Below are 23,554 nucleotides of genomic sequence, written 5' to 3' on the forward strand. Positions count from 1 at the left end.
TGCGAAGCTTATTCTCTCAGTAGCTTTCCTTAGTGATCAGCCCCGACAAGCAAATGTTCTTCTACCCTAAAAGTTCGTATTTTGACTTTTTGGGTAGAAGGTTATTTGACCTCGAGGGGCTAGACGCTCCTCGAAAAGCTAACGCTTTCCTTCGTGCGATGTCTATTCTGCCGTAGCATTCCTTGTGGAGCTGGACATAACTAAAAGCGGACTTTTCGTCCGCTTTTGACTATTTTTCGATTCTTTCAAGATTACCGTTTTTGTCCATTTGGAATTTTACCTTCTGTTGCCTGTCATCTTCCTGAAGAACAACCATTTTTCTCGCTCTTTCCATAATTTCTATTAAGGAACGGTAATCCTCTTCAATCACCTTGAGATTTTTTGTTAGTCTTTCATTTTCAGCAGCCAAATAGTAAGTTTTCTCTTCCAAGTCTTTTATTTTCGCAACAAAATCTTCTCGTTCTCCTGCAACGATCGCTTGTGATTCTGCTTTCCGATGTAATTCTTCTAGGAAATCCATTACCTCCTGAAAGGTTATTGCCGCCTTATTTTGTTCTTCGATTACTGTTGTTAATTCTGGCTTTACCTTTTCATTTTCTGGGCCGGCTTCAGTTTCATTTGCAAAAACTGGCTGTTTCAATCGTTTTCGTTGTTTTTTAGCAAGATCAATAGCTGATTTATATTGCTTTCTCACATAAGAATTCCAGCGAAAGCCACAAGCCGCCGCAGTTCGGGTTAGCTGCTTTCCTACTTCTTCAAAAGCCTGCAGCTGGGTGCCGCCTTCACGGATATGCCTTAAGACAACTTCTGCGAGTAACAAATCCTCGTCTTGGGACCACGCATCTTGTCGGGTTTGAGACATAAGGAATATCCCTCCTAGTAGTGTTTTTATCATACATATGCTCCTACTAGAAAAGATAGACTTAAGGAAAAGTCATGTTTTCAATCTTTATGTACTTTTTTTTCCATAAATGTTTTAACATATTGGTGATGAGCTTCGCTCTCCCACAATACGGCACATCGATTGATCTCTTGCATCATTCTTTCATGCAGTTTAGATTCTTGCCACTTTTCAATCCAGATTTTCTTATACGCTTCTAATACAGCTTGCTCTTTCGCTAACATTTTTTCTAAATAAAATTCACAAGCTTCAACTGAATCCCCATCGTATAGATAATGGATAAATCCCGCTTCATATAAATACTCTGCCGTATTTAGTTCTGCATCTATTAACAGTTTCATAGCAATTGCGGCCGGTAATTTTTCGGCTAAGATGGAACCTCCACCCCAGCCGGTCGTTATCGCTTGTTTCCCTTGGACAAACCCTGCCTTGATTCCTTTCTTTGCCAAGCGAAAGTCACAGGCGGCTGCCAGTTCACAGCCTCCACCAATGGCTGTTCCATTTATTAAAGCAATTGTTGGCTTAGGTAAAGTCAACAATGAATAGAGAATATTACCCATTTTTAAAAGCATTGGCAGCGCTTCCTCTTTAGTATGAAGTGAATGAAAAATGGATAAATCTCCTCCAGAACAAAAGGCCTGTTCCCCGGCACCCGTAATCACTAGCGCCTTAATGTCAGGCCGCACTGCTTCGCTAATTGCTTGAGCCAGCCCGTCCATGACGTCATAATTAATCGCATTACGTTTTTCACTTCTGGTGATTGTAAATAATAAATATCCCTTGTCCTTTTTTTCAATTGTGTAAGCCAATTCTCCTCATCCATCCCTTCCAGAATCGTAGATTTTTTATGGAAAAAGTTGTTTTTCTTACAACAAAAGCACAAGGACAAAAGTTCCTTGTGCTTTGCAAACGAAGTTGTTATTAATCATTAACTACTTCTTTTCCTTTGTATGTTCCACAAGCTTTGCAAACGCGGTGAGCAAGTTTCATTTCACCGCAGTTTGGGCATTCTACCATACCAGGAACATTCAATTTAAAATGAGTGCGACGTTTTCTTTTTGCCGTTTTAGAAGTTCTTCTAAAAGGTACAGCCATTTCCAACACCTCCTTAAAGAGTATAAAGAAAGCATAAAGAAACAGGGTTATGTTTCTTTACTTTTTTCCTTGATTGTTATTATCAAAAAACTTAGCAAGTCCAGCTAGTCTTGGGTCAATTTTAGTTGATTCCGCGTCCTCTGAAATAACCTCCCAATCCTTTCCGGATTGTGGTGCGGCTTCCTCAGTCTCCACGTCGTCACAAAAGACTTGCATCGGTATTTCAAGTAAAAGAATTTCTCTGATGATTGGTTTTAAATCAATCACTTCTCCTTTTACTTGATGAACTTCCTCTTCAGTTCGATCAAACGAGTCTTGAAAAAGGAAGGTTTCAGTTGTTTCGACATTGATCGGGAACTTAACATCCACTAATGTACGAGAACAAGGAAGGATTAAATATCCGTCAATTTTAAAATGAAAGGTAACTTTCGTCGAATCCATATCACCATGTCCACTGATATGGATTGGCGATACTTCACGAATCGTTGGATCATCCTGCTTAAGATCATCAAACTGAATCGTTTCATCGAACAAAAATTCCTTATTACGATATTTCTGTAATTGACTGACTGTCCATTTCACTTGAATCACCCCAAGGCAACAAAGGTAATTATAGCCTTCGATAAAATTTTTGTCAATATTATTTCTTTACAGAGCAAAAAGCGCAGACGCCTTAATAAGATAACTATAGTCTATCCATCTTGCTTGTTTACAAACGCTTCCAGTCGTTCTCCGTTCCCATTAAAAATTTGTTATAATGATTATTATTTTATAAAGGAGCGAAACTATTTGAAATCTGTTGGTTTGATTGTTGAATATAATCCTTTTCATAATGGTCACGCCTTTCATTTGCAGGCATCCAAGGAAGCGGCAAATGCAGATGTTGTCATCGCGGTAATGAGCGGAAATTTCCTCCAGCGTGGTGAACCCGCTCTTGTTTCTAAGTGGTATCGAACCCGGATGGCGTTACTTAACGGAGTCGATCTTGTTTTTGAATTGCCATACAGTTTCGCCGTTCAAAAGGCTGAAACATTTGCAAATGGCGCCATTTCAATCTTGGAGGCGGCTGGCTGTGAATCTTTATGTTTCGGCAGTGAAAATGGTGATATCGCTGCCTTTTTGCGAACAGTTACTTTTCTAAATGAAAAACAGCAGCCTTTTAATGAAAAAATCAAACATTTTATCAAAACAGGTGTCAGCTACCCAAAGGCTACGGCCCTTTCCTACCAGGAGCTGGCTGACTCAGAAAACTTTTTGGATTTGGCGAAACCAAATAATATTCTCGGTTTCCAGTATATACAGGCAATCAACCGGCAAAAAAGCAAGCTACGGCCATTGACAATTTCCAGAAAAAATGCAGATTATCACGATGAGCATTTTGCCTCCGAAACGATTGCTAGCGCAACCAGTATCCGAAAGGCTATATTCGCGGAGGAATCAAAATCGGCGAATATCAAGCAATATGTACCGGAACCAACTTACCAAATATTGCAGGAGTATAAACATCATTACGGAGGCTTTCATCGCTGGGAAAATTATTGGGAGCTTCTCCAATATCAGCTTATCACATCCTCACCCGGAGAACTTAAAGAAATATACGAAATGGAAGAAGGGTTGGAAAACAGATTGACGAAAGCGGCAATTGAATCCAGCAGCTTTCAAGAATACATGGAAGCAGTCAAAACAAAACGGTATACGTGGACAAGACTGCAAAGATTAGCTGTTCATATTTTAACAAATGCAAAAAAAGAAGAATTGAAACGCAACTCTGAAAAAGCGGCTTATGTAAGACTGTTAGGAATGACTGCTGCAGGAAAGGAATATTTAAACAAAATGAAAAAACAATTTTCCTTACCACTGGTTACGAAACTATCAACCTATAATGGAACGGAGATTCAGCAAGATATTAAAGCGGCACGTGTCTATGCGATGGTTTATCCAAGTAGGCAAAGAAATAAAATGCTGCAGCAGGAATTTAAGCAGCCACCGATTTTCATCCAAAAATAAGATGGTGAGGAGACACCATCTTATTTTTTGGGAGAGAGTTTCTCTAAGTAATCAACTGCCTGATCAAAAGTATCAATTGGGATAATTTTCATTTTGGTTTTAATATCGCGGGCCGTTTTCACAGCTATCCGATAGTTGGAGTCCTTTGAACCTTTTTCATTGGGAGCAAAAAAGAGCTCCGCTCCGGCTTTATCGGCAGCAACAATTTTTTGCTCAATCCCGCCAATCGGACCGACAGTTCCATCGATATCAATGGTACCAGTTCCAGCTATATTGTACCCTTTTGTTAAGTCTTCTTTGGTCAACTGATTGTATATTTCCAATGAAAACATCAGGCCTGCAGATGGCCCGCCAATATCATCTGTCTTCACTTTCACTTTTGGCTCAACAATGATTTGTTTGTCATCGACTAATGCAATCCCAATTCCCGCCCTTTTCGGATCCTCTTTAAAAGTCTTTAGGGTTAAGGAAACGGTCTTCACGGTTTTTTTCCGTGAATAGGTGATTTTCACCTGATCGCCGGCATGCTTCGCTTCAAGATACTTAATAAACTGAGCCGACGAAGAAAAGCGCTGCCCGTCTATTTTAAAGATGCGGTCACCTGTTTTGAGAACTCCGTCAGCAGGCATTCCCGGATATACTTGAATAACATAAATTCCTTTATATTTGTAATGAACCGGCAAACCGGCTTTGCGATAGGCAACATCAATGGCATTCAGCTTTGAAGCGGCCATTAGTTGAAGCTGCCGGACATTATATTCTTCCTCTGTTTCTTGTTTGTCCAGTATCGTGTCAATCGGGTAAATTTCTTCGTATTTTCTCAGTTTCGCTTCCAGATACGAGTATATATTTGCCCTGCCCATTCGAACAGTGGTCAGCATAAAGTTTCCCTGTTCCTTATAGCCATTTTCAACTGTAATAATAGGAGCCAGCTCCTTTGCCATGCCCGGTTTTGAAACGTAATAAGGTAAAGAAAAATACATACCGCCAATTAAAACTAGGACAAGGACCAAAAAAGAAGTAATCGATATTTTTTTTCGCAAACTAAGTTCTTCCCTTCCACTGTTCGATGATCGCTTTGATTTGAGTAAGCAGTTTTTTCGTTTCTTCCTCCCCAAGTTTAATAATTTCTTCGATATTCGTAAACGCCCTTGAACTAAATTCCTCAACAGGCGGCCGGATCATGATATTAGCAGTACTTTCCTGGTTATTGATAATTTCGGTTTGCATAATGTCAATACTTTGCATGATTACATCATATATAGAAGTAATTTCTGCATTTTGCTTTACTCTCGAAACATCAACGGCAATCACAATGTCGGCTCCCATTTCTTTGGCAACGGATATCGGAACACGATCGGTCACCCCGCCGTCAACCAGAAGTCTGCCCTGATATTTTTCCGGAACAAAAATCCCCGGAATCGAGATGCTGGCTCTTACCGCTTCTGCAGCAGGGCCCTCGGTAAACACAACTTTTTCCCCTGTGATTAAATCAGTGGCAACAACCGCAATCGGGATTGAAAGTTCCTCAATATTTTTTCCATGGGTAAAAAACCTAATCAGTTCTTTGACCTTCTTGCCTGTAATAAAACCCATTTTGGGAACAGTGAAATCTAAGAAATACTTTCTCTTAAAGGCAGTGGAAAATTTATATAACCGATCAAGGTCGATTCCTGCCCCGTAAAAACAAGCGACAAGGGCCCCCATACTGCTTCCAGCAATTAAATGTATCGGTATTCCTGCATCACTTAATACCTTTATAACGCCTAAATGAGCAAATCCACGAGCACCGCCGGAACCAAGCGCTAAACCTATTTTCGGCTCCACATGAGCAACCTCCTAACGCATCCTTATCCAATATACTGCTATATTTAGGAAATCTTGTTCAATCTTATGGTCTAAAATAATCTTCTATGAGTATATTTCTTTTATATGGGGGACAGGCATTTTTGTCTGAAATATCCTCTATTTTACCATTCCGTTGATTTAAAATTCTAGTTACACACCTCATTATAATGGGGGAGGGATTAGCTTGCTTCGTTCAAAAATGAAAACCGCAATTTTAGCGATATCGGTTACGATTCTGGCAGCATCGCTGATTTTTTACCCGCAGGAGTCGCTGGAAGCCTCTAAACGAGGACTCAATATGTGGTGGAAAATTGTCTTTCCTTCCCTTCTGCCGTTTTTTATTGTTTCAGAATTACTCATTGGTTTTGGCGTCGTCAAATTTATCGGTGTCTTACTAGAGCCATTAATGAGGCCTTTTTTTCGCGTCCACGGTGTAGGAGGATTCGTTTGGGCGATGGGCCTCGCTTCCGGTTTTCCCGCCGGAGCAAAATTCACGGCGAGATTACGTGATGAAGGCGTAATTTCACAAATAGAGGCAGAGAGGCTTGTTTCGTTTACCAATTCTTCTAATCCACTGTTTATTTTCGGAGCAGTTGCTGTCGGTTTTTTTAAAAATCCGCAATTGGGATTCATTCTTGCTGTGGCCCATTATTTAGGAAATATATGTGTCGGATTGTTGATGCGGTTTCATGGAAAGGAAACATCAAGCAAGCAAAAAAGGCAGGGAGAGAAAACCAGCATTAAAGCCGCTCTTACGGCTCTCCATCAAACAAGAATGAAAGATAATCGACCAATCGGCAAACTACTTGGTGATGCCGTTAACACCTCAATTCAGACATTGCTAATGGTTGGGGGCTTTATTATCTTGTTTTCGGTTATTAATAAAATTCTATACCTTCTGCACATTACTGAAATGTTAGGAAATGTAGTGTCTATCATTTTTGCCAATTTCTCTTTTCCTGAAAAGATAAGCATTCCCTTTATTTCAGGCCTATTTGAAATTACATTAGGCAGTCAATTAATTAGCGATGTTAAAGGCGCAACACTTTTGCAGCAAGCCATGATTACAAGTTTAATCCTTGGTTTTAGTGGTTTAAGCATCCATGCCCAAGTCGCAAGCATCCTTGCACAGACAGATATCCGCTTTAAACCATTCTTTATTGCAAGAATTTTGCAGGGAATCTTCGCCAGCTTGTTTACCCTTTTGTTATGGAAACCAATTTATATTCGCCTGAGCAAAAATGAACAACCGGTAAATGCCGCCCCCGCAGATATTTTTTTAGACGGGTCCTGGGTACATCAAGCATTTCAAAAAATGACCGAAATCGGACCTTTGGTCACAATCTTTACGCTTACTCTTTATGTATGGATTTTATTCATTCGCTTAAAAAAACAAACCAATTAAAGAAAAGAGCCCGTGGACAACTGCCCATGAGCTCTTTTCACACGGTTCCGGCAAATTTTTTTCTCATTTCTTGTTCAACAATAGGCGGGACTAATGCTGAAATGTCTCCATTGTATTGGGCTACTTCTTTGACAATACTGGAACTTAGGAACGAATATTGATTGTTGGTCATCATAAAAAAAGTCTCAACATGGTCATTCAAATATCGATTCATTGATGTTATTTGCATTTCATATTCAAAATCGGAAACGGCCCGTAAGCCTCTCAAAATCGCCGTTGCCTTTACACTTTTGGCGTAATCGACCAAGAGTCCGGAAAATTGATCTACCGATACATTAGGAATCTCCTTAGTTACTTCTTTAATAAGGTTTATTCTTTCCTCTACGGTAAACAATGGATGTTTGGATGAGTTATTTAACACCACAACATATACTTTTTCGAATACCTTTGCGCCCCTGCGAATAATATCTAAATGACCGTATGTAATTGGGTCAAAACTACCAGGACAAACAGCAATGCTCGCCAAATGATTTCCTCCTTACTCCCCGCTTATTTTGAATAAATCGTCACAGCAATTATCCCATATTGCTCATGTTTTATTTGTGCCAATGAACCGACTGTATGAGGTAATTTTATATCAAAGCTATGCTCACATATGACTATTCCATTATCATTGATAATATTGTGTTTGTCCATATTTTCCATTAAAGAAACAAGCTGTTGTTTTTTATAAGGCGGATCTAAAAAAATATAATCAAACTTCATGTTTCTTTTTATCAATGCCTTTAGAGCACGGTCGGCATCCGTTCGATAAACCTCTGTGGCGTTTTCAAATCCACATGTTTTGATATTGTCATAGATGATATGGATGGCTTTTGCATCCCTGTCAATAAAAATGACTTTCTCCAGCCCTCTGCTAAGCGCCTCAATCCCTAACCCGCCGCTGCCGGCAAAAAGATCCAGGCCGCTGCCGCCTTCAAAATAAGGGCCAATCATATTAAAAATCGCTTCTTTGACCTTATCAGTTGTTGGTCTTGTTGAATTCCCCGGAACTGCCTTAAGAGGTCTGCCTTTACAAAGACCGGAAACTACTCTCATGAATACCACCACGTTTTTTTACAATATTGCCTTTCTTTAACATCCTACCATAAATCAATAAATGGAACCAAACTGATAAAAATGAGGTCTTATTTTTTGCAGAGAAAATATCGAAAAGACGTATAAGCTTTTAGGTTATGGAGATACTGATAGTAACAACATCAATTCGAGGATGTTGTTGCCAACCGCGGAGAAGACTTACGTTTCCCCATAAGTTCTTCCTCCGGTTTCTCCTCTCCCTTTGCCTTCTATCCGAAAAAGGATATAGAAGGACCCTGTAGATGTCTACAGGGTTTTTTTAATTTATAAAAAGATGAGGATTCACCTCACCTTTAAATTCCCATTTTATAATCATATTCTTTTGCTTTATCAGGGATGGCATTCTCATATTCCACTTTTAAAAAAGGTTTATAAGACGGCTCAACCTTTTTGACAAAAGAGAATGAGTTCAGCTTTTCCATTATTTCTGCAATATCATCCTGATTACAATATAATACAACATATTTAAGCTTCTTTGAGACATAATGGACATTGCCAAAACGTCTAAGCATTTTAGCATGCTTTAAAGAATAAAGCCAAACCACCAATCCTTGTCTTTGTATAAACATACCAGTTTCCCCTTCAAATCGCCATCATTTTTCATTAGTCTAGCACATTGGAATATTCTATTTCAATTAACATTTTTTAAAGAAAAGAAATCGGCTTAGCGCCGACTCTTCTCTACTGATTAACTTAGCTGCAGCTGCATCCGCCGCTGCCACAGCCGCTGCCTTGACCAGTATCAAAAAATGGGTTGCCAGTTGGGACCATAATTTGCTGAGAAACGGCCCCGCCTATTGCTTTGCTGATTTCGTCCAGCAAAGCTTGGAGATCATTTTCTGCCAATTTAAACTCGGCAACATTTGGGTCTAAGTCCATTTCCCGTTTATATTGACGAATTTCGCGCATTACCCTTTTATAATCTGGATGGTATTGGCCAAATCGTTGTACTTCTTCATAAAGCTCCTTTAGGCTGACAAAGCGCTGAATCTTCTTCTGGGTTTCTTGATCATTTTGCATTTTAGCTAAACAGATTTTGTATTGTTCGACAAGATCAGACTCGAGAACCATTTGGGCTAGGTTTTCAGCAAATTCTAATAATTGCACTCTTTCTAACGTTGCAAGCACTATTGTCCACCTCCAACCTCATTTTAACATGAAAAATGGGAGAATGCGAGTGCCCGATTATTAACGGATCGTGACCACAAACTCTTTTTCCAGACCATATGAAATATTGTTTAAATTGACAACTCCAAGTTTTACTCGATGACTTCCCTGTTTTAACCCTCTAATGATAAAGATGGGAGAATCGACCTCGGAATGCCGTTTTCCATCTATCCAAACAACGATTTTCCCAACTTTTTGGTGACGATCTTCCGACTGCCGAAAAGTAATACCAGTCACAATACACTCAACGAAAACATTATTCCCGTTAATTTTGTGCTGCGCAAATATGGTTGGAAAGGAATTTTCCCGCATCTTTAGATGATAGCCTTCGACCATTTCTATGTCCCGATTCATTATTGGTTTCATGCTTATAACTTTTACGGATCCTTTGACGTTTTCTGTTTCATGTTGAAAAGCTGCAATAAATCCAATTAACATAATAAGTAATCTTATCTTCAAGTTTATCACCCCTTATGGATGTATTGTTCGCCTCCCTTTCCAATTTTAGTCTATGGGCAAATAAAAAAGGCCACATTACCGAAAATGCGCCCTTTCTCTAATTTTGATTTTTCATTGCTTGAAACATCGAATACATCATCGAAGCCATTTGTACCCCGTTAGTAAACTTCTCCACCTGATGCGGAATGGTTTTTTTATAATAATGTAATGAGGAAATTTCCAGAGCTTGCAGATCGTAAGGATTTCTCGATAGTTTACGGTACCATTGCGGTTGTTCTCGAACAAATTGTTTTAAATCATTTTGTTGGTTGATATACTCGTAAATCTCTCTTCTCATATGTTTACGTACCTTCCTGTTCCTTTCTACTTCATTAAACTAATCCTGCCGGAATGAAAATGGATTCTTTGGTGCTTCAGGCGGTTTTACTGGTGTCCCTCCGCCAGCGGTTCCTTGAAATTGAGCAAGCAATCCTTGGACTGCTCCGACAGCCTGGCTCAGGTTGTTTAGATGGGACTGCATTTGATTGGCATCCATTTTCTTAATAGCCTCGAGAATATTGGTCATAAAGTCGCCTTTAGACTCAGAATTTTTTTTCGACTCATTTTCTGTCTCCGCTCCTAGCGTTTCCCAGCGGCCATCATCTTCCCCTAATAGATACCAATCTTCATATAATTCCTGCCACGTTGCTTTACCTTTCCTTACCTCTTGAATAATATGGGGATTATTTTTGACAAACTCTTTAAATTTAAGGACGGATGGGTGTAATTTTTTTTGCGTCATTATTCTCACCTCTGCCGTATTCGTACCTACGATACAATATGAAAAAAAGTCAGAAAGGTGAAAATCTTATATATACAAATATTTATTATTTTTCTGCTAAGTGGTAAGATGTGAAAAGAAAAAGTAATGAAAGAGGTAAATGTATGAAAGACGAATTGCGTCAGCTGCTTGAATCATGTATCGAAAGTGGCAGTGAAACCGAGCTTAATACGATTAAATTCTTGTTGGAGGCTGTTAAACAAAAGATTGAACAGCCAAATAGCAATTATCTAAGGAATTTACTTCAGATGGATATTAAAATTGATAACCAATCATGCGAAGTTACCATTCCTCTCCGTCCAGTATATAATAACAGTTTACAAATACTTCATGGGGGTGTGACAGCCACCCTGCTTGATAGTGCCATGGGTATATTAGCTAATTCTTTATTGCCTGACGGGTTCGAAGCGGTTACTAATCAATTAAATATCCACTATATTGCTCCGGGCTTCGGCGATCACCTTCGCTGCCGGGCTGAAGTCATTCACCAGGGAAAACAAACTTTAGTCATCGCCGGCGAAGCATATCGGAGTGACGGAAAACAAATTGCCTATGCAACCGGCACCTTTTTTATGATTCCACCAAAGAAAAACAGGTAACATCTTAAGAGACCTCCTAACAAAGGAAGTCTCTTATTACTGCTCTTGTTTTTGGATAAAGTTTTGCGTATAGTATTGCTGAAAAACTCCTACTCCTAGATGGGTATAATCTTCATTTAATAGGGATTCCCGATGACTTTTACTGTTTAGCCATCCTTCCACTGCAGCAGGGCCGTCCGTATAGTTTGCCGCGATGTTTTCCCCGGCAGACCGATACACAACCTTTGCATTTTTAAGCCGATCACTAAGACTGCCAAGCTTTTTAGAATTATGGGAGAAATCGTTGTTCTCGGCCATATCCTTACTATGTTCATAAGCAGCCGCTGCGGCGTTTTCATCCCAAATTAACGGTGTTAATTGATATCTAATCCTTAAAATATTCGTGATATCAAAAATTTCCTGTTCCGTTCCTCGTTCAATTAAGCTCCACTTATTTAAACTTGGAGGTTCAGCTTCAATCAATTGACCGCTGTAAACCAACTCATAAGGCCGCTGTTTAATCATTGTTTCAGCATCCAGATAGCGAATACTTGAAAGTACCCCGGTAAATTTATCAATGTATAATTGGACATAAATGTTTCCGAGCTGAACCATCGGACGAAGATTCAAGTCTGTATCATTTAGTTCAAAACGATAAGTGCTCCCTTTCATTGTGATATTAATATTCGTATCAATATATTGCGTGTTAAAGATTTCTTCAACTGGCTGGCCGATTTCAAATGGTGACACATCCAAGTCTTCCCCGAGCACGAATAAGGTTACAACACGATTATTTTCTATGCCTACCTGTAGATAACGTTGATTCTCACGATTGTAAATATACCATTGATAGCCATACATCGTTTCATTGATTCGCTGCGGCATACCTAATTCTTTTTTTACATATGAAACATTTTTGCCCATTAATAAGGACAGGCCTTCTTTTGGTCTCTCATTGGCCGCTTTTTTATTTTGTTTATAATCAGGTTTTTGTGGCAAAGATGAAGGCATTTCCAACGTATGGTCTTCTTTAATTAATACTTTATCTTCCGTTTTTTCATTACTGCTAATGTAAAAACCAACAATCAAGAATACTGTCGAAAGAATTAAAATTCTAAATAAGGCTTTCAGAGGCGATCATCCCCTCTATACTTCTTAATCTATTATATTGTATAGATAAGATCACTAGTGTTGCATTAATTTAATTTAACTATTAGGAATACTCGAAATGTTCAATTTTATTATTCTCTGCAAAGAAAAAGTCCTTTATAATGGATAGGTCAGGTGGTAATCCGTCCAAATCCAATATAAAAGGACTAGCTCATGGACAAGATTACACGAAAAACTTCATTTGGACAATGGTTTTCACCAATAAATCTTCAATTATTTGAGGAACAGGTGAAAACGATGAAATTAGATTACTATACAAAGAAATTAACGACGGAGTCGTTCCTAAAATTACTTCTTTTTGCGCAGCTACAAGAAGTGGAAAGCCTTCATGCGCTTGGAGATTACCTTTTCGATGATCAGCTTCAAAAGGAAATTGACCTTGATTCTATTAGTATTTCTCAGCTGTCACGCCGTTTAAATGGGATGAATCCTGATCTATTCCAAAGGCTTTTTCTTGATTTGGTGTCCCAAATTCATGTCAAAACACATTACACAAAACTTGTGATGCCATTAAAAATCATCGATTCAAGTACCTTGCCACTCAATTTGACGAATCATAAATGGGCAAAATTCCGCAAAACAAAGGCTGGAGTAAAACTGCATTTGCGGCTTGTATTTATGGAAAAAGGCACTTCTTACCCGGAAAAAGCCGTTATGACTACGGCAAAAGAACATGATCGTGGCCAGCTTGAAATCATGGTAGATGACAAAGAATGCATGTATGTGTTCGACCGTGGTTACTTAGATTACGAACGTTTTGACCGCATGACCGATGATGGTTACTTTTTTCTTTCAAGGTTACGTAAGAACGCTGTTATACGGGAAGTTTACAACTTTAAACTACCGGAAAATTCTTCTGTTTTATCGGACCAAATGGTGTTGATTGGAACCACACAAAATCGTGCTGAAAATTATTTTCGACTGATAAAAGTTCTGGATTCAAAAGGAAATGAACTCCATTTAATCACCAACCGTTTCGATTTGGAAGCTGATGAAATTTCAGAGATGTACAAATCACGCTGGGCCATTGAATTATTTTTCAAATGGATCAAACAGCACCTCAGCATAAAAAAGTTTTACGGTCAAAGCGAATGGGCGATTCAGAATCAAGTGTTCATTGCACTCATTGTTTTTTGCCTACATGTTCTAGCGCAAATTGAATTAAAAAGTAGTCGAAAAATCCTACAAATTAGCCGATATTTAAGGGCTGCACTATGGAAACCGGCGCATATTTGGCTTCGAAAGATTGAAGGAAAAGCTGTTCCTTAATAAGCAAATTTGTTGTCGTCCCACAGGTCTTCAGGTTTAACTGTAAATAAATTTCCAAATGGACAGAGCCACCTTTAAATGGGTATTTATCTTTTTGGCCCTAAAAAGGTGAAATATTTTAACTGAAAATTCCGATACTTTTTATGCAACACTAGTGAGATAAGATAATTATATCATTTCTAGTACTGATAGCTATAGCGATATCCTTGAAATTAGAAAACAGGTACAGAGCTGTACCTGTTGCCCATAGACCAATTTTACATTTGTGGCGGAGACGCCTGCGAGTTTTGCTCGGAAATCTGTGTAAGCGCTGCTTTTGCCTGATCATCGGTTAACTCACGAATGGCAAAATCTCCTAGTGAAACGATTCCAATTAATTTTCCATTCTCGACAACAGGAAGCCGGCGTATTTGATGATCAGCCATTAATCGGGCTGCCTCTCTTGTTGATGCCTCCGGTGAAATCGTAATCAATTGATCACTCATAACCTTCTCAACTTTTGATGATGGTGGGTTCTTTTCGGCGACACCTCTTATGACAATATCACGATCAGTAATCATTCCGACTAATTTTTCGTTATCAACAATTGGAATGGCACCAACATTTAATTCTTTCATTTTCACTGCCACTTCGTATACATTATCTAATAGAGTGCAGCACTCCACCTCATTTGTCATGATATCACGGATTTTCTCCAACTAAATCATCCCTTTTTAATAATATTTTCACGCTTTTAGCATTTCCAAACAAGATTGAATTATTCGTAAAAGGATTTCATTGCAAGTTAAGGTATTTTCATTTATTATTAAATTGATATAATTTTGCTACATAACCAAAACTTAGGGTATTAGCATTGTTAATGGGAGGGATTTTTTTATGAAATTTGAAAATACCGGTATTGAAAAATTCAAAGCTGATTTAAACCGTTTAGATGAAGTAATGCAAGAACACGGTTTAGTTCGTGCCGGTCAATGGGATTACGAGCGGGTTACATACGATCGAAAATTTGAAATGAGGGAAGGAACTTACTATCTTCGTATTCAAGGCTATGCACTTGATGGCGATGTCGACACGTTCAAAGCCACCATCCAACTCATGACTCCAATATTGGGGAAACATTATTATCCACACGGGGTTGAATATGGTGACGATGAAAACTACCCTGCTTCTCTTGTAAGCCAGTGTAAAAAAATTATTGAAGAAGTTAAAGCTGAAGTAGAAAAATTTACACTTTAAAGACAAAGACGCATGGTTTTCCATGCGTCTTTTAGCATTCAAATTTAAAACCCTAGTATCGCTTTTATAACAGAAGTCGTTTCTCCGCCATGATAAAAGACGTATAACAAAAGATAAACGGCAACTCCGGTTATAGCTGTAAAGAACCAAACAATGCTGGTAACTGGGCCGAGCTTACGGTGAAAAGACAGTTTATTTTTGTAGCCAGTATATAATGAAATAATTCCTAATACTGCGCCGATCGTTGCTAAACTAATATGAAAAATCAAAAAGATCGTGTAGTAAATTTTTATCTCATCCGGTCCGCCAAACGAAGTATTCCCAATAAAAATAGTCCGTGATGCATAAATAAGAAAGAAAATAAGGGCAAAAACAGCGGCCAAAAACATAGTTTTTCTATGCGATTCTAGTTTTCTCTGTTTTATTTGCCACCATCCCAAGGCAACTGTAAGACCGCTTAAAACAATAAATAACGTACTAATCGTTGGTAAAATCGGCAAAGAATTCATATTTTGTCCTCTCTTTTCATATTTTCTAAAATTATTGTAATGTAGTTCCCGAACTTTTTCAAATGATTCAAAGAAAAGCGCAAGCGCCTTGGTCATCGCTGTACAAACTCCTCGAAAAAGCTAACGCTTTTCCTTCGTGCGATGTTGATTCTGACGAAGCGTTCCTTGTGGAGGGGCTTCGACTGAGATAAAGGAAACACGATGCTCCTGCGCCAAGGGAGATTCGAGGAAGCAATGTTCAGCTCGTCGCAAAGCTACATGATGTTTTTTCATAGAAGCTGCTTTGTTGACTTATCGTAGGGAGAAGACCGGAAGTTTGCTAGGCGATAGGCGCTGGAGCTGGACAATTCTAAAAGTCGAATGATATAAATTCTGAATGCTGCGTAAAAAAACTCCCTGAATGTCGGGAGTTTATCTGACAGGAGTTGGATCCAATATTTGCTTGACTTCCTTTTCCGATTCTTCCTGATCTTTTCGATACCATTCGAAAAATACTTGAGCCAAAACGACAGCATAAATAATCTCCTGAATCATCTTCATCACAACGCCGCCTAGACGCTGATCGTCAAGAACGTTCATTGAACTGAACAATTCCGGACCGCTTAGATTCAAATTTGCAAACGCATCCGATCCGACACAAAGACTCATTACCTTCGCCCAAATCTCCGGATCCGAATAAGTAGCATAAAGCGGTGTATTGGCAAAAATAATCATTGCGCAAGCCGGCGTCATTAACATACCGTTAGCAAATAAAAACGCCACCTTTTTGATGCCGCTTAATGGACGGTAATCGGATATTGGACTTAATAAAGACCACCACATACACACCGCAGCAACAAATAATAGAATGGAGTAACTTCCATGGTAAAAACGATTCTGCATCACGAGATCAAAGACGGCGGGAATGTGATAAAAGGAAAACAAACCGTTAAATACAATGATCGCAATTACCGGTTTTGTTAAAACGGTAAAAACGGCCTTTACCACTCTCATTTTCAAAAGACTTTCCCATAGCCAAGGCGGGATCGCTTTTATAAATAATGGTGGGAGCAGTAGTACAAAGATGACCATTGTAATCCCATGAACATAAAACATTAAATGTCCCATTAGGTCTAATGGAGATCCCTTGATTGCGTATAGAATGATAATCGTTAATGAAAACAGCACAGCCTGTTTTATAGTGAGTGGTTCACTTTTTTCAAACTTTCCACGAAACTTGGTCGTTGTTAGAAAAAATAAAGCCGTCAGTATAACCAATATAACTAAAAAATATGGACTCCACAGGGCTTTAAATCCAAAAATATTTAGCGGCACTCTCATTTCACCTCGATTCATTGTAAGTTAAAAAGAAAATCGGCAAATAGCCGATTCTCTCATTATCTCTCAATACCGTAACGCCCACTATATTTAGAAGGTCGATTTACCACCATATAATAGTCATAAACGCCAATACTATGATTAATCCCATAAACAGACCAGTAAACAAAAACATACTCGGTGCTTCATGCCCTTTATGGCTCATATGCATGAAGTAATAAAGCTGAAAGACAACCTGAACAGCAGCCAAAAGAACAATAAACGGGATCGTAAACCATGAAGTAAATCCTTTAATAGCCACTGCAGCAAAGGCAAGTAATGTTAAGAAAATCATCAGAGTAAAGGAAACAATTTGATAACGCATTTCCTCCGCGTTTGTCTTGCGGCGATATTCAAGGTCAACTCTTGAACGATTTGAGCTTAATGGCTGATTTGTCATGTTATCCCACCATCCCCATTAAATATACTACCGTAAAGATAAATACCCAAACAACGTCGATAAAGTGCCAATAAAGACTGGCAACATAAAATTTCGGCGCGTTGTAGAGGTTTAAACCACGCTTGTAGTTCCGGATCATTAAAGCGAGAATCCAGCCGAGACCAAAGGTGACGTGCGCACCGTGAAAACCAACAAGTGAATAAAAAGCTGAACCGAAAGCACTGCTTGTAAATTTATGGCCTTCATGCACATACATGTTAAACTCATAAACCTCTAAGCCTAAGAACCCTAGCCCCAATAACACCGTTACACCAAGCCAAAGCATCATTTTCTTAAAGGCAAAATTTTTCATATGATACATTGCATATACACTTGTTAAAGAGCTTGTTAATAGCAGCATCGTGGCGACAAGCGTTAACGGTAATTCAAATAAATCCTTTGCTAAAGGTTGACTCGTATCCGGCACCTTATCTTTTAATGCAAGATAGGTAGCGAATAAAGAGGAGAATAGAACTGTCTCTCCCCCCAGAAATAACCAAAAACCTAAAAATTTGTTTTTCGCCTCAAGGGTGGCCCTTTCAGGCGCAGCAGGCCATGTTTCATACGTTAATTTTTCTTCAGCTTGCATTATGCCTTAGCCCCCTTTTCATTTCTGAGTTAATTCCTCTTTATGAATATGGTACCCATGATCGTCCTTGAATGAACGCACTAACATCGATCCAAAAGTTACAGCCAAACCAAAAATTAACAGCGGGATTGCCCAAGGCTTATCATTGACATGGTACATTGCACCGAATGCGGCAATGAATAGCCCTAAGGTAATCATAAATGGGATGAATGAAGAATTTGGCATATGAATGTCACCAATTGGTTCAGCCGGTGTCATGCCTTTTTTCCCTTCCATTTTTTCTAACCAATAAGCATCCAAGCCGCGTACAAGTGGGAGCTGTTTAAAGTTGTAATATGGCGGCGGTGAAGCAATCGCCCATTCAAGCGTTCTTCCATCTCCCCAGGGATCGTTGCCCACCTTAACATTCTTCACTTGGGTCACGACAATATTGATTAAAAGGATCATCACTCCAGCTGACATAAAGGCTGCCCCGACAGAACTGATCAGGTTCCCAGCGTCTAATCCTTGACCAGGCAAGAAAGTGAAGACACGGCGCGGCATTCCCCATAAACCCAAGAAATGCTGGATAAAGAATGTTAAATGGAAACCAATGAAGAACAGCCAGAACGTAATTTTTCCTAATGTTTCATTTAACATCGTACCGAACATTTTTGGCCACCAGTAATGAGTGCCGGCAAGAAGGGCCAAGACAACCCCACCAACGATTACATAGTGGAAGTGGGCCACAACAAAATAGGTATCATGATATTGATAATCGGCAGCAGCTGTTGCAACCATGACCCCGGTTACCCCTCCCATGACAAAGGAAGGAATAAAGGCAAACGCATAATACATTGGAGTTGTAAACTTCACGCTTCCGCCCCACATTGTAAACAGCCAGTTAAAAATTTTAATACCTGTAGGAACTCCTATTGCCATCGTGGCAACAGCGAAAATTGCGTTTGCGACAGGCCCTAAACCAGTTGTAAACATGTGATGTGCCCATACCATGAAGCCTAAGAAGCCAATTAGCACTGTTGCAAAGACCATGGATGAATATCCAAACAGCCGTTTTCTTGAAAAAGTCGAAAAGATTTCGGAGAAAATACCAAAAGCTGGAAGTATTAAAATATATACTTCAGGGTGTCCGAACACCCAGAATAAATGCTCCCAAATAATCGTATTCCCACCCATGGTGACATCAAAGAAATTAGCGCCAAACAAACGGTCAAACATCATTAATGTCAGTCCAACCGTTAACGGAGGGAAAGCAAAGAGAATCATTGCGGAAGCTACAAACGTTGTCCAAGTAAATAACGGCATCCGCATATATGTCATTCCAGGTGCCCGCATGTTGATGATCGTGACAAGGAAGTTGATTCCCCCAATTAATGTTCCAAGACCAGCGATCTGCAGCCCTAAAACATAAAAGTCAATTCCGTGTCCTTTTGAGTGAAGAGACAGTGATGCATATGAAGTCCACCCAGCATCAGGTGCACCGCCTAAAAACCAAGACAGGTTTAAGAACAGACCTCCGAAAAAGAATAACCAAAAACCTAATGCATTTACAAATGGAAATGCAACATCGCGTGCCCCAATTTGCAATGGCATTACCGCGTTCATAAAAGCAAATAACAGCGGCATCGCAGCCAAGAAAATCATCGTCGTTCCGTGCATGGTGATAATTTCATTAAAGGCTCCGGCACTGACAAAATCATTATTTGGAACCGCCAGCTGGATACGGATTAATACTGCTTCAATCCCACCCATTATGAAAAATAATCCACCTGCGATGAGATAAAGATGGGCAATCTTTTTATGGTCTACCGTTGTTAAGTAATCCCATAAAACTGCCCCAAACCCCTTTTTTTGAGCAATGGTACTCACAATTTAACCTCCCTTTCTATCCAATTCCCCTTTAATCCTGAACCTTAAGCCCCATTAAATATTCTGCTAACGCATCGAGTTGTTCATCCGTCATAGCCGGATACTTATTGGTCATTTCGTTACCTGGTTTATAGGTTTCAGGATTTTTAATCCAATTCTTTAATTCTTCTTTATTATGGTCTAAAATACCTGCAATCCTGGATCTCTCACCAAAATTTGTTAAATTTGGTGCAAGTCGCGCAGCTTCAGGTTTATCTTCAGGTGTAACAGCATGACAGCCAATACAGCTCTTATTGAAAATTTCTTGCCCTTGGGCAGCCAAATCTGTTTGTGCTTTTTCAGGTTGTTTCACAGCCTGCATATCCTTGACCCAAGTATCAAAGTCGGCACGGCTCATCGCTTTTACTTTGAAATCCATTAAAGCATGTGATGGTCCGCAAAGCTCGGCGCATTTGCCGTAGAACAAATTCCCTGCTTCATTCGCCCGCTTGTCGTCAAACACTAACCAGAACCTATTGATATTATCAGTGTTTGTGTCCAGTTTGCCGCCTACAGCAGGAATCCAAAAAGAGTGTTTAACATCCAACGACTTCAAATTAAAATACACTTTCTCATTTGTTGGAACCACAAGGTCTTGACTGGTAACAATTTTTTCATTCGGATATTCAAAATCCCACCAGTATAGATGCGAACGAACATTAATAACAAGTGCCTTTGAATTTTTCTTATCCATTTCTTTCACATCAGCGAGCTTAAAGGTAGCCGCAACTGTTGGAACAGCTAAAATTAATAGTAAAAGAATTGGAATAACTGTCCAAATAATTTCTAATGTATGACTTCCTTCCACTTGTTTAGGAATTCTGTCATCTTTTCTTCTAAAACGAAAAAAGACAATTGTAAAAATGATCAATACAACGATAATTACCCCAACCATGATCCATGTACTTAACTTCATTAGATCATATTGGATGTCTGCTACTTCACCGGCAGGCCGCAACGAAGAAAGATATGGTCGACCACATCCGGAAAGTACGAGCGCTAAAATCGCGAATAATGAAATTAGACGCCATTTTGCAAACCTTTTCATAACCCATCAAACCCCTCTTTCGCTCATAAATTCTTTATAAATGCTTGATCAAAGAAGTATGCTGCCTCTCTTTCCCTATTAATACCCCTTGCAGTTTCTTAGATTTTTCTAAAAAACTGCTTAATATAATATGAAGAATGTACCTTCTCCATATTCACGAAAGGCGCTTAAGCAAAACTAAATTAATGTAACAAGAACCATCGCTACAAAAATAATAGTTAAATATTGCAATGAGTAAACAAACATTAGTTTTGCCCACTTTATGTCATCTTTGATCTTATATCCAAAAATCCCTAAAACGAGCCAGCCTAAATTTAACAAGGTGGCCAGAATTAGAAATGGGATTCCCAACTTAACGAAAAAAAATGGAAGCGGCAATAATAGCGCCACCCAAAATAAAATGTGTAATTTCGTTGTTTTAAACCCTTTCACAACCGGGAGCATCGGTATTCCGGCAGCTCGGTACTCTTCTACCCGTCTCATCGCAAGCGCATAAAAATGCGGCGGCTGCCAAGCAAACATTAAGATAAATAAGGCCCACGCCATAATATCAAGATTGGGATCGACAGCTGCCCAACCAATCAGCGGCGGGACTGCTCCTGAAATGCTTCCGATGATTGTATTAGAAACTAATTGCCGTTTCGACCACAGGGTATAAAGGAAAACATAGCTAAAAACCCCAAGCAGTCCAATTACTGTTGCAGTTACGGAAGTAAATAATAATGACAGCGTTCCCAGTCCGATAAATAAAATACCAAGTCCCAATACTTTAACTGCGGCCACTTTACCCGTTACAGTTGGTCTTGATTTTGTTCTTTCCATTAAATGATCAATATCGCGATCCACATAATTATTAATAACACAGGAGCCTGCAATGATGAGTGAGGAGCCCGCTACGGTAAAAAGAACAAGATCCAAGTTTTCTAAAAAGCTTTGCCCGGTAAAATGAAGCGCCAGCCATAGACCTGTAAAGGTGGTAATAAGGTTAGAATTCACAATTCCAATTTTTATCAATGCCATAAAATCTTTCCAGGCAGATGTTTTATATGTGTCTGCAGAAATACTTGCTGCTCCATTCGGGGTGGCAGCCTTTGAGTTAGACATCCATTTCTCCTCCTCATGTTAATAACAATATTCTCATTTCACTGGCAACCAATACCTTTAATCATCCTACTGTCTGTGTATGTATTTTTAAAAAAAGGTCATAATTTTAACACTTTCTCTGTATATTAAATCACATTTTTTGATATTTTTGTGAACTTTTTTTGAATAATTTTTGTCTAATTTGTGAACGAAATGATTTCTGTTATAAAAATAGTGAATTTTTACTCTTTTAAACCTAATTTACACTAAATGTAAACTTAGAAGAAGAATATGGCAATTTATGAGCAGCTTCTTTTGAGCTTTAAAAAATAATTATTCTAATTAAGCATCCTACTTATATTTCTAACAAACTCCTAGCAAAGTTGCAACTATTTTCACTATAATAATAGTTAAAATAGAAAATTATTTATTTATTATCCTTTTTTTAAAAATTATAAAAAAGGGCGATTGAAATTCTGTTCTTTTCCCGAGGAATTCGTTATGATGAATAGGAGTTTTCTGATGCTTTCTGAATTATTATACTTTCAACATTAACTAAATACAAATTTTTGAATTATTGGTAAGAAGGTGAATTTTTTGCAGCGATCTTTAAAATGGTTGGCGGTTACTACCACAATAGTGATGATCTTTATTTTAATTGGTGGAGCATTAGTTACAAAAACTGGTTCCGGAATGGGCTGCGGCCGTTCTTGGCCTTTATGCAATGGTAGGTTTATACCCACTGATATCAACTCTGAATTAGTGATTGAACTGGCTCACCGCCTCGTATCCGGGGCAGGCGGGTTCATGGTTTTAATTCTATCGATATGGTCTTGGAAAGCCATCGGACATATAAGAGAAACGAAGTTTTTATCGTTTCTTTCAGTTTTTTTCTTAGTGTTGCAAGGATTAATTGGCGCTGCCGCTGTTGTTTGGGGGCAATCCGACTTTGTCCTTGCGCTCCACTTCGGCATATCGCTTATCTCTTTTGCTGCCGTGTTTTTGTTAACACTGCTCATTTTTGAGATTGATAAAAAGTTTGATGCCGAAAATGTGATGATTGACAAGAGAATGAAGTTTCATATTATTGCCATTTCCATTTACAGTTATCTAGTCATTTATACTGGGGCACTTGTCCGTCATACAAAATCTAGCTTAGTTTGCCGCGACTGGCCGTTATGCCTAAATGATAGCCCCGGCCTTCCTGACAATATGTATCAATGGGTGCAGATGGGACATCGGACAGCTGCAGCAATACTTTTTCTCTGGATTGCCTATGTTACTTATCTAGCAATCCGCTATTATAAAGACCAAAAGGTTATATATTGGGGCTGGATTATTGCATTTACCCTTGTCTCACTGCAAGTTATTGCAGGGGCATTGATTATTTTCTCAAGGCTGAATTTGTATATAGCTTTATTACATGCCCTATTTATTACTTTTCTTTTTGGTATTCTCAGTTATTTTCTTCTCCTCTTTTCAAGAGCAAAAAGATACTAAAAAAGGCTGCCGAGTTATCCCCGGCAGCCT

General features: G+C 38.9%; 27 protein-coding genes and 1 pseudogene. 6 read left to right on the forward strand and 22 right to left on the reverse strand.

Features of this window, described 5'->3' with window-relative positions; all coding sequences use genetic code 11:
* Positions 1-229 precede the first annotated feature (229 nt).
* The 4 genes from RCG24_RS08755 to RCG24_RS08770 form a co-directional block, all read right to left on the reverse strand.
* Positions 230-862: an RsfA family transcriptional regulator gene (locus RCG24_RS08755; protein ID WP_308078880.1), complete on the reverse strand. Its 633-nt coding sequence runs from the start codon at positions 860-862 to the stop codon at positions 230-232.
* A gap of 80 nt (positions 863-942) precedes the next feature.
* Positions 943-1,710, reverse strand: a complete 768-nt coding sequence (locus RCG24_RS08760) for an enoyl-CoA hydratase/isomerase family protein (RefSeq protein ID WP_202653825.1) — start codon at positions 1,708-1,710, stop codon at positions 943-945.
* 112 nt (positions 1,711-1,822) lie between these two features.
* Complete coding sequence (rpmF, locus tag RCG24_RS08765) at positions 1,823-1,996, reverse strand: 50S ribosomal protein L32 (protein ID WP_042456138.1); 174 nt, start codon at positions 1,994-1,996, stop codon at positions 1,823-1,825.
* 57 nt (positions 1,997-2,053) lie between these two features.
* Positions 2,054-2,578, reverse strand: coding sequence for a YceD family protein (locus tag RCG24_RS08770; RefSeq protein WP_202653824.1), 525 nt, complete (start codon positions 2,576-2,578; stop codon positions 2,054-2,056).
* A gap of 207 nt (positions 2,579-2,785) precedes the next feature.
* Between RCG24_RS08770 and RCG24_RS08775 the strand changes: the two genes are divergently transcribed.
* Positions 2,786-4,003 carry a nucleotidyltransferase gene (locus tag RCG24_RS08775; protein WP_308078881.1) on the forward strand — a complete coding sequence of 406 codons (1,218 nt, stop codon included), beginning with the start codon at positions 2,786-2,788 and terminating at the stop codon, positions 4,001-4,003.
* A 20-nt stretch (positions 4,004-4,023) separates the two neighbouring features.
* Here RCG24_RS08775 and RCG24_RS08780 read toward each other — a convergent pair whose 3' ends face one another.
* Positions 4,024-5,046 carry a SepM family pheromone-processing serine protease gene (locus tag RCG24_RS08780; RefSeq protein ID WP_306792933.1) on the reverse strand — a complete coding sequence of 341 codons (1,023 nt, stop codon included), beginning with the start codon at positions 5,044-5,046 and terminating at the stop codon, positions 4,024-4,026.
* Between the two features lies 1 nt (position 5,047).
* Entirely contained in the window at positions 5,048-5,830 is a 783-nt protein-coding gene (locus RCG24_RS08785; protein WP_202653822.1) for a patatin-like phospholipase family protein, read from the reverse strand.
* A 205-nt stretch (positions 5,831-6,035) separates the two neighbouring features.
* On the opposite strand from RCG24_RS08785, the gene ylbJ reads away from it, so the two are divergent.
* Entirely contained in the window at positions 6,036-7,256 is a 1,221-nt protein-coding gene (gene ylbJ, locus RCG24_RS08790; protein ID WP_308078882.1) for a sporulation integral membrane protein YlbJ, read from the forward strand.
* 37 nt (positions 7,257-7,293) lie between these two features.
* Here the strand turns inward: ylbJ and coaD are convergent, their stop codons facing one another.
* The 7 genes from coaD to RCG24_RS08825 all read right to left on the reverse strand — a co-directional run bounded on the left by coaD (position 7,294) and on the right by RCG24_RS08825 (position 10,800).
* On the reverse strand, positions 7,294-7,782 hold the full coding sequence (gene coaD / locus RCG24_RS08795; RefSeq protein WP_202653821.1) for a pantetheine-phosphate adenylyltransferase: 489 nt from the start codon (positions 7,780-7,782) through the stop codon (positions 7,294-7,296).
* Between the two features lie 23 nt (positions 7,783-7,805).
* Positions 7,806-8,354 (reverse strand): 16S rRNA (guanine(966)-N(2))-methyltransferase RsmD, encoded by a 549-nt coding sequence (rsmD, locus tag RCG24_RS08800; RefSeq protein WP_202653820.1) that lies wholly within the window; start codon positions 8,352-8,354, stop codon positions 7,806-7,808.
* Positions 8,355-8,686: 332 nt separating this feature from the next.
* Positions 8,687-8,962, reverse strand: a complete 276-nt coding sequence (locus RCG24_RS08805; RefSeq protein ID WP_202653819.1) for a YlbG family protein — start codon at positions 8,960-8,962, stop codon at positions 8,687-8,689.
* A gap of 124 nt (positions 8,963-9,086) precedes the next feature.
* Positions 9,087-9,521 (reverse strand): YlbF/YmcA family competence regulator, encoded by a 435-nt coding sequence (locus tag RCG24_RS08810; RefSeq protein ID WP_202653818.1) that lies wholly within the window; start codon positions 9,519-9,521, stop codon positions 9,087-9,089.
* Between the two features lie 60 nt (positions 9,522-9,581).
* Positions 9,582-10,019, reverse strand: a complete 438-nt coding sequence (locus RCG24_RS08815) for a hypothetical protein (protein ID WP_202653817.1) — start codon at positions 10,017-10,019, stop codon at positions 9,582-9,584.
* Between the two features lie 97 nt (positions 10,020-10,116).
* Positions 10,117-10,356 carry a YlbE-like family protein gene (locus RCG24_RS08820; RefSeq protein ID WP_202653816.1) on the reverse strand — a complete coding sequence of 80 codons (240 nt, stop codon included), beginning with the start codon at positions 10,354-10,356 and terminating at the stop codon, positions 10,117-10,119.
* Positions 10,357-10,395: 39 nt separating this feature from the next.
* On the reverse strand, positions 10,396-10,800 hold the full coding sequence (locus RCG24_RS08825; protein ID WP_202653815.1) for a YlbD family protein: 405 nt from the start codon (positions 10,798-10,800) through the stop codon (positions 10,396-10,398).
* Positions 10,801-10,943: 143 nt separating this feature from the next.
* Here RCG24_RS08825 and RCG24_RS08830 point away from each other — a divergent pair, with 143 nt between their 5' ends.
* Positions 10,944-11,438 carry a PaaI family thioesterase gene (locus tag RCG24_RS08830; protein ID WP_202653814.1) on the forward strand — a complete coding sequence of 165 codons (495 nt, stop codon included), beginning with the start codon at positions 10,944-10,946 and terminating at the stop codon, positions 11,436-11,438.
* Positions 11,439-11,474: 36 nt separating this feature from the next.
* On the opposite strand, the gene RCG24_RS08835 is transcribed toward RCG24_RS08830, so the two are convergent.
* Positions 11,475-12,506: a CAP domain-containing protein gene (locus RCG24_RS08835; protein ID WP_308078884.1), complete on the reverse strand. Its 1,032-nt coding sequence runs from the start codon at positions 12,504-12,506 to the stop codon at positions 11,475-11,477.
* 234 nt (positions 12,507-12,740) lie between these two features.
* Between RCG24_RS08835 and RCG24_RS08840 the strand changes: the two genes are divergently transcribed.
* Entirely contained in the window at positions 12,741-13,856 is a 1,116-nt protein-coding gene (locus tag RCG24_RS08840) for an IS4 family transposase (protein WP_308077077.1), read from the forward strand.
* Between the two features lie 257 nt (positions 13,857-14,113).
* Here RCG24_RS08840 and RCG24_RS08845 read toward each other — a convergent pair whose 3' ends face one another.
* Positions 14,114-14,554, reverse strand: a complete 441-nt coding sequence (locus RCG24_RS08845; RefSeq protein ID WP_308078886.1) for a CBS domain-containing protein — start codon at positions 14,552-14,554, stop codon at positions 14,114-14,116.
* A 178-nt stretch (positions 14,555-14,732) separates the two neighbouring features.
* Here RCG24_RS08845 and RCG24_RS08850 point away from each other — a divergent pair, with 178 nt between their 5' ends.
* The gene (locus RCG24_RS08850) at positions 14,733-15,092 is read left to right on the forward strand and encodes a YugN family protein (protein ID WP_202653812.1); all 360 of its coding nucleotides are present in this window, start codon (positions 14,733-14,735) and stop codon (positions 15,090-15,092) included.
* A 44-nt stretch (positions 15,093-15,136) separates the two neighbouring features.
* Here RCG24_RS08850 and RCG24_RS08855 read toward each other — a convergent pair whose 3' ends face one another.
* The 7 genes and pseudogenes from RCG24_RS08855 to cyoE form a co-directional block, all read right to left on the reverse strand.
* Entirely contained in the window at positions 15,137-15,601 is a 465-nt protein-coding gene (locus tag RCG24_RS08855) for a DUF420 domain-containing protein (protein ID WP_202654321.1), read from the reverse strand.
* Positions 15,602-16,012: 411 nt separating this feature from the next.
* Positions 16,013-16,936: a cytochrome c oxidase assembly factor CtaG gene (ctaG, locus tag RCG24_RS08860; RefSeq protein WP_308078887.1), complete on the reverse strand. Its 924-nt coding sequence runs from the start codon at positions 16,934-16,936 to the stop codon at positions 16,013-16,015.
* 85 nt (positions 16,937-17,021) lie between these two features.
* A complete protein-coding gene (gene ctaF / locus RCG24_RS08865; protein ID WP_202653810.1) occupies positions 17,022-17,357 on the reverse strand; it encodes a cytochrome c oxidase subunit IVB in 336 nt (111 codons plus the stop codon).
* Position 17,358: 1 nt separating this feature from the next.
* A complete protein-coding gene (locus tag RCG24_RS08870; RefSeq protein ID WP_202653809.1) occupies positions 17,359-17,985 on the reverse strand; it encodes a cytochrome (ubi)quinol oxidase subunit III in 627 nt (208 codons plus the stop codon).
* Positions 17,985-19,854 (reverse strand): annotated as a pseudogene (gene ctaD, locus RCG24_RS08875) (cytochrome c oxidase subunit I). The gene RCG24_RS08870 and the pseudogene ctaD overlap by 1 nt, the downstream one beginning before the upstream one ends.
* Before the next feature lie 31 nt (positions 19,855-19,885).
* Positions 19,886-20,941, reverse strand: coding sequence for a cytochrome c oxidase subunit II (gene coxB / locus RCG24_RS08880; RefSeq protein ID WP_202653807.1), 1,056 nt, complete (start codon positions 20,939-20,941; stop codon positions 19,886-19,888).
* Positions 20,942-21,118: 177 nt separating this feature from the next.
* On the reverse strand, positions 21,119-22,045 hold the full coding sequence (gene cyoE, locus RCG24_RS08885; protein ID WP_202653806.1) for a heme o synthase: 927 nt from the start codon (positions 22,043-22,045) through the stop codon (positions 21,119-21,121).
* Positions 22,046-22,621: 576 nt separating this feature from the next.
* On the opposite strand from cyoE, the gene RCG24_RS08890 reads away from it, so the two are divergent.
* Positions 22,622-23,524 (forward strand): COX15/CtaA family protein, encoded by a 903-nt coding sequence (locus RCG24_RS08890; RefSeq protein WP_202653805.1) that lies wholly within the window; start codon positions 22,622-22,624, stop codon positions 23,522-23,524.
* Positions 23,525-23,554: the final 30 nt, after the last annotated feature.

Source organism: Neobacillus sp. OS1-32 (assembly GCF_030915425.1).
In the GTDB taxonomy this organism is placed as follows: Bacteria; Bacillota; Bacilli; order Bacillales; family Cytobacillaceae; genus Neobacillus; species Neobacillus paridis.